12 protein-coding genes are annotated in these 15,146 nt (G+C 60.5%); 4 read left to right on the top strand and 8 right to left on the bottom strand.

Annotated features, from left to right (window positions below; genetic code table 11):
• Positions 1-71 precede the first annotated feature (71 nt).
• Together PSH90_RS25325 and PSH90_RS25330 are read left to right on the top strand one after the other, a co-directional pair.
• Entirely contained in the window at positions 72-650 is a 579-nt protein-coding gene (locus PSH90_RS25325) for a DUF6436 domain-containing protein (protein WP_056786241.1), read from the top strand.
• A gap of 102 nt (positions 651-752) precedes the next feature.
• Positions 753-3,164 carry a penicillin acylase family protein gene (locus PSH90_RS25330; protein WP_305381718.1) on the top strand — a complete coding sequence of 804 codons (2,412 nt, stop codon included), beginning with the start codon at positions 753-755 and terminating at the stop codon, positions 3,162-3,164.
• 200 nt (positions 3,165-3,364) lie between these two features.
• Here PSH90_RS25330 and PSH90_RS25335 read toward each other — a convergent pair whose 3' ends face one another.
• The 7 genes from PSH90_RS25335 to PSH90_RS25365 form a co-directional block, all read right to left on the bottom strand.
• A complete protein-coding gene (locus tag PSH90_RS25335; RefSeq protein WP_056786237.1) occupies positions 3,365-4,255 on the bottom strand; it encodes an ABC transporter permease subunit in 891 nt (296 codons plus the stop codon).
• The gene (locus tag PSH90_RS25340) at positions 4,252-5,133 is read right to left on the bottom strand and encodes an ABC transporter permease subunit (protein ID WP_177327003.1); all 882 of its coding nucleotides are present in this window, start codon (positions 5,131-5,133) and stop codon (positions 4,252-4,254) included. Before PSH90_RS25340 ends, PSH90_RS25335 begins: the two co-directional genes overlap by 4 nt.
• 35 nt (positions 5,134-5,168) lie before the next feature.
• Positions 5,169-6,311, bottom strand: coding sequence for an ABC transporter ATP-binding protein (locus PSH90_RS25345; protein WP_252884988.1), 1,143 nt, complete (start codon positions 6,309-6,311; stop codon positions 5,169-5,171).
• Positions 6,312-6,374: 63 nt separating this feature from the next.
• A complete protein-coding gene (locus PSH90_RS25350; RefSeq protein ID WP_305381719.1) occupies positions 6,375-7,472 on the bottom strand; it encodes a polyamine ABC transporter substrate-binding protein in 1,098 nt (365 codons plus the stop codon).
• A 186-nt stretch (positions 7,473-7,658) separates the two neighbouring features.
• A complete protein-coding gene (locus tag PSH90_RS25355; RefSeq protein ID WP_039757472.1) occupies positions 7,659-8,771 on the bottom strand; it encodes a polyamine ABC transporter substrate-binding protein in 1,113 nt (370 codons plus the stop codon).
• A 171-nt stretch (positions 8,772-8,942) separates the two neighbouring features.
• Positions 8,943-10,307, bottom strand: coding sequence for an aspartate aminotransferase family protein (locus PSH90_RS25360; RefSeq protein WP_236167738.1), 1,365 nt, complete (start codon positions 10,305-10,307; stop codon positions 8,943-8,945).
• Positions 10,308-10,363: 56 nt separating this feature from the next.
• The gene (locus PSH90_RS25365; protein WP_016772658.1) at positions 10,364-11,722 is read right to left on the bottom strand and encodes a glutamine synthetase family protein; all 1,359 of its coding nucleotides are present in this window, start codon (positions 11,720-11,722) and stop codon (positions 10,364-10,366) included.
• 728 nt (positions 11,723-12,450) lie between these two features.
• On the opposite strand from PSH90_RS25365, the gene PSH90_RS25370 reads away from it, so the two are divergent.
• Positions 12,451-13,827 carry a glutamine synthetase family protein gene (locus PSH90_RS25370; RefSeq protein ID WP_016772657.1) on the top strand — a complete coding sequence of 459 codons (1,377 nt, stop codon included), beginning with the start codon at positions 12,451-12,453 and terminating at the stop codon, positions 13,825-13,827.
• A gap of 282 nt (positions 13,828-14,109) precedes the next feature.
• Positions 14,110-14,742 (top strand): TetR/AcrR family transcriptional regulator, encoded by a 633-nt coding sequence (locus PSH90_RS25375; protein WP_095181294.1) that lies wholly within the window; start codon positions 14,110-14,112, stop codon positions 14,740-14,742.
• A gap of 161 nt (positions 14,743-14,903) precedes the next feature.
• On the opposite strand, the gene PSH90_RS25380 is transcribed toward PSH90_RS25375, so the two are convergent.
• Positions 14,904-15,119, bottom strand: a complete 216-nt coding sequence (locus tag PSH90_RS25380) for a molybdopterin-binding protein (RefSeq protein WP_003229256.1) — start codon at positions 15,117-15,119, stop codon at positions 14,904-14,906.
• Positions 15,120-15,146: the final 27 nt, after the last annotated feature.

Below are 15,146 nucleotides of genomic sequence, written 5' to 3' on the forward strand. Positions count from 1 at the left end.
TTATCGGCCTGCGATATTCATCTGTAGAGGCAGACATGGCAAGCTAGCCGGCCTTTCGAGGATCGAAAACCATGCGTTCGCCCTACCGCACCGCACTGTTCGCCAGCCTGCTCGCGCTGATCTGCGCCGGGGTGCTGTGGGCGGCATATGACTGGTTTCAGGGCCGCTATCTGCGCGCGTTCAGCGAACATACGGCGGTATTTTCCGGTGACCCGCTGCGCCTGCCGGACAACCTCGCCGGGCCGGGCAATATCCGCCTCGTGCACTTTTGGGATCCGGCCTGCCCGTGCAACGTCGGCAATCAACAGCACCTGAGCGAGATGGTCGAACAGTTCGGCGCGCGTGGCGTGGAGTTCTTCGCCGTGCAAAAGCCCGGCAGCCACGGCCAGTTGCCCGCCACCCTCGCCAGCCTGAAAACCATCATCGTCCTGCCCGGCGCCGAACAGATCCCCGCCAGCCCTGCCGTGGCGATCTGGGATCGCAGCGGCAAACTCGCCTACTTCGGCCCGTACAGCGAAGGCTTGACCTGCAACTCCAGCAACAGCTTTATCGAACCGATCCTGCATGCCCTGACGGAAGATCGCCCGGTCAATGCTACCCACACCTTGGCGGTGGGTTGTTATTGCCCATGGCCGGCGGACGCGAAGTAAGGCATTCCGGACTTTTCAAGGACAGCGCTGCAGCGCACAGATGCTCTGTGATAAATGTTTGCAGCCCGATGGGCGGCCCTCCCGCCTGCACAAGGAGTCACCATGAAGCGTGCGTTGATCGTCGTTGCCTTGCTCATCGTTGTCCTGCTCGGCGCCGCCGGCGGGTATATCTACAGCAAGCAGCCGACGCGCCAGGGCCAGGTCGAGCTGCGCAACCTGCAAGGCTCGGTGACCGTGCGCTATGACGAGCGCGGTGTGCCGCATATCCGCGCCGAGAACGAAACCGACCTCTATCGCGCCCTCGGTTATGTGCACGCGCAGGATCGTCTGTTCCAGATGGAAGCCATGCGCCGCCTCGCCCGGGGCGAGCTGGCCGAAGTGCTAGGGCCGAAACTGCTCGACACCGACAAACTGTTTCGCAGCCTGCGCATTCGCGAGCGCGCGGCCAGTTACGTCGCCAGCCTCGACAAGCAGTCGCCGGCATGGAAGGGCCTGCAAGCCTATCTGGATGGCATCAACCAATATCAGGACGCCCACGCCGCGCCGATCGAGTTCGACGTGCTGGGCATCCCCAAGCGGCCGTTCACTGCCGAAGACAGCATCAGCGTCGCCGGCTACATGGCCTACAGCTTTGCTGCTGCGTTTCGCACCGAGCCGCTGCTGACCTACGTGCGCGATCAGCTCGGCGCCGATTACCTCAATGTCTTCGATCTCGACTGGCAGGCCAAAGGCGTTCTGGCCACCGATCACACCCGGCACGCACCGGCCCTCGCCGCCGGCGACTGGCAGGACCTCACCGCCCTCGCCCGCCTCAGCGAACAGGCGCTGCTCGACAACGGCCTGCCGCAGTTCGAGGGCAGCAACGCCTGGGTGATTGCCGGCAGCCGCAGTCAGAGTGGCAAGCCATTGCTGGCCGGCGATCCGCATATCCGTTTCTCGGTGCCGTCGGTATGGTACGAGGCGCAGTTGTCGGCGCCGGGTTTCGAGTTGTACGGCCATCATCAGGCACTGGTGCCGTTCGCGTTTCTGGGACACAACCTCGATTTCGGCTGGAGCCTGACCATGTTCCAGAACGACGATCTCGACCTGATCGCCGAGAAGGTCAACCCGGACAACCCCAATCAAGTCTGGTATCGCGGTCAGTGGACCGAGATGCTCGTCAGCGAACAACAGATCAAGGTAAAGGGTCAGGCGCCGGTGACGCTCACCTTGCGCCACTCCCCGCACGGGCCAATCGTCAACGATGCTCTTGGCAGCGCCGCCGGCAAGACCCCGATCGCGATGTGGTGGGCCTTCCTCGAAACACCTAACCCGATCCTCGACGGCTTCTACCAGCTCAACCGCGCCGACACCTTGGCCAAGGCCCGCGCGGCAGCGGCCAAGGTGCAGGCGCCGGGCCTGAATCTGGTGTACGCCAACGCCAAAGGCGATATCGCCTGGTGGGCCTCGGCCTTGCTGCCCAAACGTCCGGCCGGGGTGCAACCGGGCTTCATCCTCGACGGCAGCACGCCCGAAGCGGACAAGGACGGCTACTACCCGTTCAGCGCCAACCCGCAGGAAGAGAACCCGGCGCGCGGCTATATCGTCTCGGCCAACTTCCAGCCCGTGTCGCCGACCGGCATGGAGATCCCCGGTTACTACAACCTTGCCGATCGTGGTCAGCAGCTTGACCGTCAGCTCAGCGACAACCGGGTGAAGTGGAGCAACGAGGCCAACCAGCAACTGCAGCTGGGCACGACGACCGGTTACGGCCCGCGTCTGTTGGCGCCGCTGTTGCCGGTTTTGCGTGAGGTGGTGAGTGATCCGGCGCAGCTGAAACTGGTCGAGCAATTGGCGCAATGGCCCGGCGACTATCCGCTGAATTCCGTCAGCGCGACGCTGTTCAACCAATTCCTCTACGACCTTGCCGATGCGGCGATGCGCGATGAGTTGGGCAATGACTTCTTCGAAACACTGCTGTCGACGCGGGTAATCGACTCCGCGCTGCCACGCCTGGCGGCCAAGGCGGACTCACCGTGGTGGGACAATCGCAGCACGCCGGCCAAAGAAACCCGCGCCGATGTCGTGCGCACGGCGTGGGCGGCAAGCATGGCGCATCTGAAACTGACCCTCGGCGATAACGTGGCCGGTTGGCAGTGGGGCGCGGCGCACACCCTGACTCACGGCCATCCGCTGGGGCAGCAGAAGCCGCTGGATCGCCTGTTCAACGTCGGCCCGTTCGCGGCGCCGGGCAGCCACGAAGTGCCAAACAACCTCTCGGCGAAGATCGGCCCGGCGCCATGGCCGGTGACCTATGGACCGTCGACGCGGCGTCTGGTGGATTTTGCCGATCCGGTCCATAGCCTGACGATCAATCCGGTCGGCCAGAGTGGCGTGCCGCTGGACAGTCACTATGACGACCAGGCCGATGCGTATGTGGAGGGGATTTATGTGCAGGCGCATTTCAGCGAGGAAGAGGTGCTGGCGAATACGCGCAGTACGTTGAAGCTGCTGCCTGCGCGGGCTGCGCAATAGATTGATGCAATCTGCACCGGCCCTTTCGCGAGCAAGCTCGCTCCCACAGGAGATTGCATTCCAAATGTGGGAGCGAGCCTGCTCGCGAAAGCGCTGTGTCAGCCGACATCTGAGTCGACTGACACTCCGTCTTCGCGAGCAGGCTCGCTCCCACATTTACAACCAGGTTGGCCGCAGGGTTGAGGCCAACCTGATATTGCTTAGGCCGCTTCCGGCGCTGGCGCGCGGCGTGCGTCCGGTTGTTTCCACGAATCGGCGGCGCTTTCTTCGATGGCTTGCTGGATGGCTTTCTTGCGTGCTTCTTCGGCGCGGCGGCTGAAGAACCAGACGAGGAAGGTCACCAGCGACACCGCCAGCAGAATCAGACTGGCCACGGCGTTGATTTCCGGCTTCACACCCAGGCGCACGGCCGAGAACACTTCCATCGGCAGGGTCGTCGAACCCGGGCCGGACACGAAGCTCGCCAGCACCAGGTCATCCAGCGACAGCGCGAACGACATCATCCCGCCCGCCGCCAGCGACGGCGCGATCATCGGGATGGTGATCAGGAAGAACACCTTCCACGGCCGCGCGCCCAAGTCCATCGCCGCCTCTTCGATCGACAGGTCCAGCTCACGCAAGCGCGCTGACACCACCACCGCCACATACGCGGCGCAGAACGTGGTGTGGGCGATCCAGATGGTGACGATGCCGCGCTCCTGCGGCCAGCCGATCATTTGGGCCATGGCCACGAACAGCAGCAACAGCGACAGACCGGTGATCACTTCCGGCATCACCAACGGCGCAGTCACCAGGCCACCGAACAGCGTACGGCCCTTGAAGCGCGTGATACGGGTCAGCACGAACGCTGCCAGGGTACCCAGTGCCACCGCCGCCACGGCGGTGTAACAGGCGATTTCCAGCGAGCGCAACACCGAGCCCATCAATTGCGAGTTGTCGAGCAGGCCGACATACCACTTGATCGACCAGCCGCCCCACACCGTCACCAGTTTCGAGGCGTTGAACGAGTAGATCACCAGAATCAGCATCGGCAGATAGATGAAGATCAGACCCAGTACCAGCATCAGGCTGGAGAAACGGAAGCGCTTCATTCTTTACCCTCCATTTCCTTGGCCTGACTGCGGTTGAACAGAATGATCGGCACAATCAGGATCGCCAGCATCACCACCGCCAGCGCGGACGCCACCGGCCAGTCGCGGTTGTTGAAGAATTCTTGCCACAGCACCTTACCGATCATCAGGGTTTCCGGGCCGCCGAGCAGTTCCGGGATCACGAACTCGCCGACCACCGGAATGAACACCAGCATGCAGCCGGCAATGATGCCGTTCTTGGACAGCGGAATGGTGATTTTCCAGAAGCTGTTGAAGGTGCTCGAACCCAGATCCGACGCGGCTTCCAGCAGACTCTGATCATGCTTCACCAAGTTGGCGTACAGCGGCAGGATCATGAACGGCAGGTACGAATAGACAATCCCGATGTACACCGCCAGGTTGGTGTTGAGGATCTGCAGCGGCTCGTCGATCAGGCCCATGCTCATCAGGAAGCCGTTGAGCAGGCCGTTGTTGCTGAGGATGCCCATCCACGCGTACACGCGGATCAGGATCGCCGTCCAGGTCGGCATCATGATCAGCAGCACCAGCACCGTTTGCAGCTCCTTGCGCGCGCTGGCGATGGCGTAGGCCATCGGGTAACCGATCAGCAGGCAGAGCACGGTGCTGATAAAGGCCATTTTCAGCGAGCCGAGATAGGCGGCGATGTACAGTTCGTCGTCGCCAAGCAACGCGTAGTTGCCCAGGTTCAGCAGCAGTTGCAGCTTCTGCTCGGCGTAGGTGTAGATCTCGGTGTACGGCGGGATCGCCACGTCGGCTTCGGCGAAGCTGATCTTCAGAACGATGAAGAACGGCAGCATGAAGAACAGGAACAGCCAGATGAACGGCACCCCGATGACCAGCTGCCGGCCATTGGGGATGATTCGGTTTATACGGCGTTTGAATTTGCGCATGTTCATGAGCGAAGTACCACGCCGCTATCGTCTTCCCACCACACGTAGACCTGATCGCCCCAGGTCGGACGCGCGCCGCGACGTTCGGCGTTGGCGACGAACGACTGCACCAGTTTGCCGCTCGGCAATTGGACGTAGAACACCGAGTGCCCGCCCAGATAAGCGATGTCGTGGACCTTGCCGCTCGACCAGTTGTACTCGCAGGTCGGCATGTCGGCGGTGACCAGCAGTTTTTCCGGGCGAATCGCGTAGGTGACCGACTTGTCCTGCACCGAGGTACTGATGCCGTGGCCGACGTAGATCTGCCGGTCGAGGTCCTTGCAGGTGATGGTCGCGTGGCCTTCGGCGTCGTCGATCACTTCGCCTTCGAAGATGTTGACGTTGCCGATGAATTCGCAGACCAGACGGCTGGTCGGGGTTTCGTAGATGTCAATCGGGCTACCAATCTGCGCAATCCAGCCCAGGTGCATGATCGCGATGCGCTCGGCCATGGTCATGGCCTCTTCCTGGTCGTGGGTCACCATCACGCAGGTCACGCCGACGCGCTCGATGATTTCCACCAGTTCCAGCTGCATCTGCGAACGCAGCTTCTTGTCCAGTGCGCCCATCGGTTCGTCGAGCAGCAACAGCTTCGGCCGCTTGGCCAGCGAACGGGCCAGGGCCACACGCTGGCGCTGGCCGCCGGACAGTTGATGCGGCTTGCGCTTGGCGTACTGACTCATCTGCACCAGCTTGAGCATCTCGGCCACGCGGGCGTCGATCTCGGCCTTGGGGATCTTGTCCTGCTGCAGGCCGAAGGCAATGTTCTGCGCCACGGTCATGTGCGGGAACAAAGCGTAGGACTGGAACATCATGTTGATCGGACGGTCGTACGGCGGCATGTCGGTGATGTCGACGCCGTCGAGGAAAATCCGCCCTTCCGTGGGCCGTTCGAAGCCTGCCAGCATCCGTAGCAAGGTGGATTTGCCCGATCCCGAACCGCCGAGCAGGGCAAAGATCTCGCCCTTCTTGATTTCCAGGGACACGTCGTCCACGGCAATCGTCTCGTCGAACTTCTTCGTGACCCGGTCGATTTTGACCAGCACCTGTTTCGGTGTCTGGTCGCCCTCGAGGGCTTTCTTGTAGGCGCCGGAGGCAACTGCCATTTACGAAACTCCCAACAGAAGCAGCAGTTCGCCCCGCAAGACGAACCCTGGATAGTTTGTGCGTTATTTGCCCGACTTGACCTTGGTCCAGCTACGGGTCATCAAACGCTGAATATTGGCTGGCAACTCGGTCGACACGTAGGTCTTGTCGAGGACTGCTTGCGGTGGGTAAACCGCTTCATCGGTGCGAATGGATTGTTCCATCAGCTTGTCCGAACCCGGATTGGGGTTGGCGTAACCGACGTAATCACTGACCTGGGCGATCACCTCAGGTTTCAGCAAATAGTTGATGAAGGCGTGGGCCTGTTTGACGTTGGACGAATCCTTGGGGATCGCCAGCATGTCGAACCACAGCGCGCCGCCCTCTTTCGGGATCGAGTAGGCGATGTTGACGCCCTTCTTGGCTTCCTCAGCACGGTTCTTCGCCTGGAAGATATCGCCGGAGAAACCGATGGCCACGCAGATGTCGCCGTTGGCCAGATCGCCGATGTACTTCGACGAATGGAAATAGGTCACGTAGGGACGCACCGCGAGCAGCTTGGCGGTGGCCTTTTCGTAGTCCTTGGTGTTGGTGCTGTTGGCGTTCAGGCCCAGGTAATTGAGCATGGTCGGCATCATTTCGTCAGCCGAATCGAGGAACGCGACACCGCAGCTGTGCAGCTTCTTGATGTTTTCCGGCTCGAACAGCACGGCCCAGGAATCGATCTTGTCGATGCCCAGCACAGCTTTGACCTTGTCGACGTTGTAGCCGATGCCGTTGGTGCCCCACAGATACGGTACGGCGTAGAGGTTGCCGGGATCGTTCTGCTCCAGGCGCTTGAGCAGCACCGGGTCGAGGTTGGAATAATTCGGCAACTGCGCCTTGTCGAGCTTCTGGAACGCGCCCGCCTTGATCTGCTTGCCAAGGAAGTGGTTCGACGGCACGACCACGTCGTAACCGGTGCGCCCGGCGAGCAGCTTGCCTTCCAGGGTTTCGTTGGAGTCGAAAACGTCGTAGACCGGTTTGATCCCGGTCTCTTTCTCGAAGTCGGCCAGAGTCGATTCGCCGATGTAATCGGACCAGTTATAAATATGCACCGTACCGGCAGCCTGGGCTCCGACAGCGATTGTCAGGCCGGCAGCGGCCAGCAGGGCTTTGCGCAAAGAAGAAAATACAGGCAAGTGGAGGTCCTCTAAATTGATTGGGCCCAAGTTGCCCCGCGCTGCATGACAGCCATGGCTGCCCGACAACAAAACCGGCGCGCAACTTACCCTCGAAAAACCGATCCAGCAAAACTTTCTGTCATTTAATTATCCGCTGGCCGCCGTCGCGACGACGACGGCCAGTGGTTGTGGCGACAAACCGGCTTATTTGCCCGATTTGATCTTGGTCCAGCTGCGGGTGATCAGACGCAGTGTGGCGGCGTCCAGATCGCTGATCGCATAGAGCTGCTTCTTCACTTCAGCCGAAGGATAGATGCTCGGGTCGCTGGTGATGTCCTTGTCCACCAGAGGCGTTGCCGCCTTGTTGCCGTTCGGGAAACGCACGGCGTTGGTGATGCCGGCCATCACTTGCGGCTCCAGCAGGTAGTTCATGAACTTGTAGGCGGCTTCGACGTTTTCGGCATCCTTGGGAATGGCGACCATATCGTAGAAAGTACCGGCGCCTTCTTTCGGAATGGTGTAGGCCAGCTTGACCTTGTCACCGGCCTCCTGGGCGCGGGTCTTGGATTGCTCGAGGTCACCCGAGTAACCGACGGCGACGCAGATGTTGCCGTTGGCCAAATCCGAGATGTACTTGGACGAGTGGAAGTAGGCGACCGAAGGACGGATCTTCAGGAACAGGTCTTCGGCAGCTTTCAGATCAGCCTTGTCCTTGCTGTTGGTCGGCTTGCCCAGATAGTGCAATGCCGCCGGAATCATTTCGGTCGGCGCATCAAGGAAGCTCACGCCGCAGCTTTTGAGCTTCTCGATGTTTTCCGGCTTGAACACCACGTCCCACGAATCGATCTTGTCGATGCCCAGCGCGGCCTTGACCTTGGCCGGGTTGTAGCCGATGCCGATCGAGCCCCACATGTACGGGAAGGCGTGTTTGTTGCCCTGGTCGCTGGCATCGCCAACGGCCTTGAGCAGGTCTTCGTCGAGGTTTTTCCAGTTTGGCAGCTTGGACTTGTCCAGCTCCTGGTAAACGCCGGCCTTGATCTGCTTGGCGAGGAAGTTGTTGGAAGGCACCACGATGTCATAACCGGACTTGCCGGCCAGCAGCTTGGCTTCCAGGGTTTCGTTACTGTCGAAGACGTCGTAGACGACTTTGATCCCGGTGGCTTTTTCGAAGTTGGCCACGGTGTCCGGCGCGATGTAGTCGGACCAGTTGTAGACGTGCAGCACCTTGTCGTCCGCGTGCACCGCACCCGCCATCATGCCCGCCATGGACAGCGCGAGCAGAGTCTTGCCAGCTAGCTTTTTACCTAATGCCTTCATGCGTCATGCTCCAAATTTTTCTTTTTTGAACCACTTTGTTCAGCGGCCGAACCCGGACAACTGGAACCGCGGCTAGTCTGGCAAGATCCGAGGCGGTCTTTCAACAAAAGACCAGCCTTTCTGACAGCTTTGAGCGAGTGCGCCGCAGCTCCCCCGCCCAAAGCCTAGCACCTAGGCCTGCAGCGCATTGAGGGTCAGGTCCAGACACTTGCGTGCTTTTGTAACCAGCTCATCGATCTCGGCTTTGCTGATCACCAGCGGCGGCGCGATGATCATGGTGTCGCCGACTGCGCGCATGATCAGGCCGTTGTCGAAGCAGAACTGCCGGCAGATCATGCCCACGCCCTTGCCTTCGTAACGCTTGCGCGTGGCCTTGTCCTGCACCAGCTCGATCGCCCCCAGCAGACCGACGCCGCGAACTTCACCCACCAACGGGTGATCGTTCAGCTCGCGCAGACGTTTCTGCAAATACGGTGCCGTTTCGTTGTGGGCGTTCTCGATAATTTTTTCGTCGCGCAGGATGCGGATGTTTTCCAGGCCCACCGCTGCTGCCACCGGATGCCCGGAGTAAGTGAAGCCGTGGTTGAAATCGCCGCCTTCGTTGAGCACGGCCACCACCGAATCACGCACGATCAATCCGCCCATCGGGATGTAGCCGGAGGTCAGGCCCTTGGCGATGGTCATCATGTCAGGCGCAAGGTCGTAGAAATCGCTACCGAACCACTCACCGGTACGGCCAAAGCCGCAGATCACTTCATCGGCAACGAAGAGGATGTCGTACTTGGCGAGGATTTCCTTGATGCGCGGCCAGTAGGTGTCGGGCGGAATGATCACGCCGCCGGCACCCTGAATAGGCTCGGCAATAAAGGCACCGACGTTGTCGACGCCGACTTCGAGAATCTTCTCTTCGAGCTGATTGGCCGCCCAGATGCCGAACTCTTCCGGCGACATGTCACCGCCTTCGGCAAACCAGTACGGCTGCGCGATGTGGACGATGCCCGGAATCGGCAGGTCGCCCTGCTCGTGCATATAAGTCATGCCGCCCAGGCTTGCGCCGGCCACGGTCGAACCGTGATAACCGTTCTTGCGGCTGATGATGACTTTCTTGTTCGGCTGGCCTTTGATCGCCCAGTAGTGACGGACCATGCGCAACATGGTGTCGTTGCCTTCAGAGCCGGAGCCGGTGAAGAACACGTGGTTCATGCCTTCTGGCGCCACGTCGGCAATCGCCTTGGCCAGTTCCAGTGCCGGCGGGTGTGCGGTCTGGAAGAACAGGTTGTAGTACGGCAGCTCGCGCATCTGCCTGGCGGCGGCATCGGCCAGTTCATCGCGACCGTAACCGATCGCCACGCACCAGAGGCCGGCCATGCCGTCGAGGATCTTGTTGCCTTCGCTGTCCCACAGATAAACGCCCTTGGCGTTGGTGATGATCCGCGGGCCTTTCTCTTTCAGTTGCTTGAAGTCGCTGAACGGGGCCAGGTGGTGATCGCTGCTCAGCGCTTGCCACTCGCGGGTTTGCGGGTTGTTGCTGGTCATGCCAATTCTCCTTGTTATCGGTGAAGGCGCGACGGCTGGCCGCCGCGCCCGGCGTATCAGACGGCGAAGAGCAGGTACTCACGCTCCCAGGAACTGATCACGCGCTTGAAGTTTTCATGCTCGGCGCGCTTGACCGCGACGTAGCCGGTGATGAAGGTCTTGCCGAGATACTTCTCGATGGTCGCGCTGTTTTCCATGCGCTCCAGCGCGTCTTCAATGGTCAGCGGCAGGCGCAGGTTGCGGCGCTCGTAACCACGGCCAACCACTGGCGCGCTCGGGTTCAGGCCCTCGACCATGCCGATGTAACCGCAGAGCAGGCTCGCGGCGATCGCCAGGTACGGGTTGGCGTCGGCGCCCGGCAGACGGTTTTCCACGCGGCGGTTCTGCGGGCCGGCATCCGGTACGCGCAGGCCGACGGTACGGTTCTCTTCGCCCCACTCGACGTTTACCGGTGCCGAAGTGTCCGGGAGGAAGCGGCGGAACGAGTTGACGTTCGGCGCGAACAGCGGCAACAGCTCGGGGATCAGTTTCTGCAAGCCACCGATGTGGTGCAGGAACAGCTGGCTCATGGTCCCGTCTTCGTTGGAGAAAACGTTCTTGCCGGTCTGAATGTCGATGATGCTCTGGTGCAGGTGCATGGCGCTGCCCGGCTCGCCGGTCATCGGCTTGGCCATGAATGTCGCAGCGACATCGTGCTTGAGCGCGGCCTCGCGCATGGTGCGCTTGAACACCAGAATCTGATCGGCCAGCGACAGGGCGTCACCGTGACGGAAGTTGATTTCCATCTGCGCGGTGCCGTCTTCGTGGATCAGCGTGTCGAGGTCCAGCTCCTGTAATTCGCACCAGTCGTAGACGTCTTCGAACAGCGGGTCGAATTCGTTGGCCGCTTCAATGGAGAACGACTGCCGGCCGATTTCCGGACGGCCCGAGCGGCCGATCGGCGGCTGCAACGGATAGTCGGGGTCGTCGCTGCGCTTGGTCAGGTAGAACTCCATTTCCGGCGCCACGATTGGCTGCCAGCCCTTGTCGGCATACAGCTTCAAGACTTTCTTGAGGACGTTGCGCGGCGACAGCTCGATCGGGTTGCCTTGCTTGTCGTAGGTGTCGTGGATCACCTGCGCGGTCGGCTCGATGGCCCACGGCACCAGGTACACGGCGTTCTGGTCGGGGCGGCAGATCATGTCGATGTCGGCCGGGTCGAGCAGTTCGTAATAGATGTCGTCTTCGACGTAGTCGCCGGTCACGGTCTGCAGCAGCACGCTCTCCGGCAGACGCATGCCTTTCTCGGCGATGAACTTGTTGGTCGGCGAAATCTTGCCCCGGGTAATACCGGTCAAGTCGCCGATCATGCATTCGACTTCTGTGATCTTGCGGTCTTTCAACCAATCGGTGAGCTGGTCGAGGTTGTTACTCATAAATGCCTCTGGGCTGAGTCTCCTGACGCGATGTCAGGCAATTTTGACGCTTGCGGCGTCGCGTTAAAGGGGGCTTGCTCGCGCAGTGCCGGCTTACGCCTGGCACCGCGCATAGACAATGAAAGAGGAGCTTACCTGCCCTTGACGCTGGCGTTGCATTTCCCGTGCACTTTGCAAACGTGCAGAATCACAAGCATGACGCTGAGTGCGGCACGGGCTTTGGGAGGGAAAGAGTTCTATAGTGAAAGGAGACGCCATAAAGCGGATGCTGTGCCCGACGTCCAGAATATCGGACGCTGCCGTTTTGCCGGATGTTGACGAGAGTCTCGTCGACAGGCTGCGCGCCTTGCTGGCTGCGCTACGGACGGATTGATCGCCACTGATGTGATGAGCATGCAGACCGGACTGTTGCGAGCAGTCGGTGATGCCGATTAACGGCAGGCGAGACATGAAGCACCCCGGTATTATTGCTGTTATGGGTTTGACCGGAGCTTAGCCTTGTTCATTTTTTTACACAACACCCCCGTAAAAAATACAACACGGCCTGCTCAAGCCCGCAGCTGAGCAACGTTCAAGGTTTGAAAAAACGCCCCAAAGTGCCCCATAAATGCCCTTCAAGCGCTTTTTCGGGGCAAAAAAGGCCTCGCTTGACTTCGGCAGGCCGTTCGGGTTGACTGAAACCAGAAAAGATCAATGATTGATATTTTTAACAACAAAGGTGTTGCATCATGTCGGTACCCCCGCGTGCCGTTCAGCTTAACGAAGCGAACGCGTTCCTTAAGGAACATCCTGAGGTTCTGTACGTTGACCTTCTGATTGCGGATATGAATGGTGTGGTGCGCGGCAAGCGCATCGAACGCACCAGCCTCCACAAGGTTTACGAGAAAGGCATCAACCTGCCGGCCTCTCTATTTGCTCTGGATATCAATGGCTCCACGGTGGAAAGCACCGGGCTGGGCCTGGACATCGGCGACGCCGATCGTATCTGCTATCCGATCCCCGATACCCTGTGCAACGAGCCATGGCAGAAGCGCCCGACCGCGCAGCTGTTGATGACCATGCACGAACTCGAAGGCGATCCGTTCTTCGCCGATCCCCGCGAAGTGCTGCGCCAGGTGGTGACCAAGTTCGACGAGCTCGGCCTGACCATCTGCGCCGCCTTCGAACTCGAGTTCTACCTGATCGACCAGGAAAACGTGAACGGCCGTCCACAGCCGCCACGCTCGCCGATCTCCGGCAAACGCCCGCACTCGACTCAGGTCTACCTGATCGACGACCTCGACGAATACGTCGACTGCCTCCAGGACATTCTGGAAGGTGCCAAAGAGCAAGGCATCCCGGCCGATGCGATCGTCAAGGAAAGTGCCCCGGCGCAGTTCGAAGTGAACCTGCACCACGTCGCCGACCCGATCAAGGCCTGCGACTACGCGGTCCTGCTCAAGCGTCTGATCAAGAACATCGCCTACGACCATGAAATGGACACCACCTTCATGGCCAAGCCGTATCCGGGCCAGGCGGGCAATGGTCTGCACGTACATATTTCGATTCTGGACAAAGCCGGCAAAAACATTTTTGCCAGCGAGGATCCCGAGCAGAACGCCGCGCTGCGTCACGCGATCGGCGGTGTGCTCGAGACCCTGCCGGCGCAGATGGCTTTCCTCTGCCCGAACGTCAACTCCTACCGTCGCTTCGGCGCGCAGTTCTACGTACCGAACTCGCCGTGCTGGGGCCTGGACAACCGCACCGTGGCGATTCGCGTACCGACCGGCTCTGCCGATGCCGTACGTATCGAGCACCGCGTGGCCGGCGCCGACGCCAACCCGTACCTGCTGATGGCTTCGGTACTGGCCGGCGTGCACCACGGCCTGGTCAACAAGATCGAACCGGGCGCGCCTGTCGAAGGCAACAGCTACGAGCAGAACGAACAGAGCCTGCCGAACAACTTGCGCGATGCCCTGCGCGAGCTGGACGACAGCGAGGTGATGGCCAAGTACATCGATCCGAAGTACATCGATATCTTCGTTGCCTGCAAGGAAAGCGAGCTGGAGGAGTTCGAACACTCCATCTCCGACCTTGAGTACAACTGGTATCTGCATACCGTTTAAGCGTTGTAACGTCCAAAGAAACGCCGTTGGCTTCGCGCCCACGGCGTTTTTTTATGGCCGAACACAAAACCTGTGGCGAGGGGATTTATCCCCGTTGGGTTGCGAAGCAGCCCCAAATCCATCCCACTCGGTGTGTCAGGAATACCCGGCTCTCAGGGTTTACGACTGCTGCGCAGCCGAACGGGGCGGTGCGACGTTTCGCTAAATCCCCTCGCCACAGGGTACTGGCAGACAACACCTGAACCGCCTCGTACAATGCCCGCTGCCCCGCAGGAGACTTCCATGACGCGTCCCGCCACCGTCCGCAAACCCCGTGCCCGCAGTCAGGCGCGGATCGATTCGATCCTCGATGCCGCGCGCACGTTGCTGGCGGCGGAGGGCGTGGCCAGTCTGTCGATTTACAGCGTGGCCGAGCGCGCGCAGATTCCGCCCTCCTCCGTGTATCACTTTTTCGCCAGCGTCCCGGCGCTGCTCGAAGCGCTGACCGCCGATGTCCACGCAGCCTTCCGCGCTTGCCTGCAAGCACCGATCGATCATGATGCCTTGCGCGACTGGCGAGATCTGTCGCGACTGGTCGAACAGCGCATGCTCGAGATCTACGATCAGGATGCCGCCGCACGGCAATTGATTCTGGCGCAACATGGCCTGACCGAAGTCACCCAGGCCGACCGCCAGCACGACCTCGAACTGGGCGACCTGATGCACAAGCTGTTCGACCAGCATTTCGAGTTGCCGAGGCTGCCGGACGATGTCGATGTGTTTGCCCTGGCGATGGAACTGGGCGACCGGGTCTATGCACGTTCGGTGCAGCAGCACGGGCAGATCACCCCGCGCATGGCCGAGGAAGGGATGCGCGTGTTTGATGCCTATATCGGGTTGTACCTTCCGCCGTATCTACCCAAAAGAAATCTCTAGCGCATGCACCGGCCCTTTCGCGAGCAGGCTCGCTCCCACATTTGAAATGCGTTCCCCTGTGGGAGCGAGCCTGCTCGCGAAAGCCGCGCCGCCGAATCCGCGACAGGCACAAAAAACCCCGAAGGGCTCACACCCTCCGGGGTTGTTTTTTGCTCACCGGCTCACAACTTGGCGATGGACACCTCGGTGGACTTCACAAAGGCGATCACCTCACTGCCGACCACCAGCTCCAGCTCTTTCACAGAGCGGGTAGTGATCACCGAAGTGACGATGCCCGAAGCGGTCTGCACGTCGATTTCCGACAGCACGTCGCCGAGGACGATTTCCTTGATCGAGCCTTTGAACTGGTTGCGCACGTTGATGGCTTTGATAGTCATGGCATTGATTCCTGTCGTTGATAAAGG

Source organism: Pseudomonas sp. FP1762 (genome assembly GCF_030687105.1).
Lineage (GTDB): Bacteria > Pseudomonadota > Gammaproteobacteria > Pseudomonadales > Pseudomonadaceae > Aquipseudomonas > Aquipseudomonas siliginis.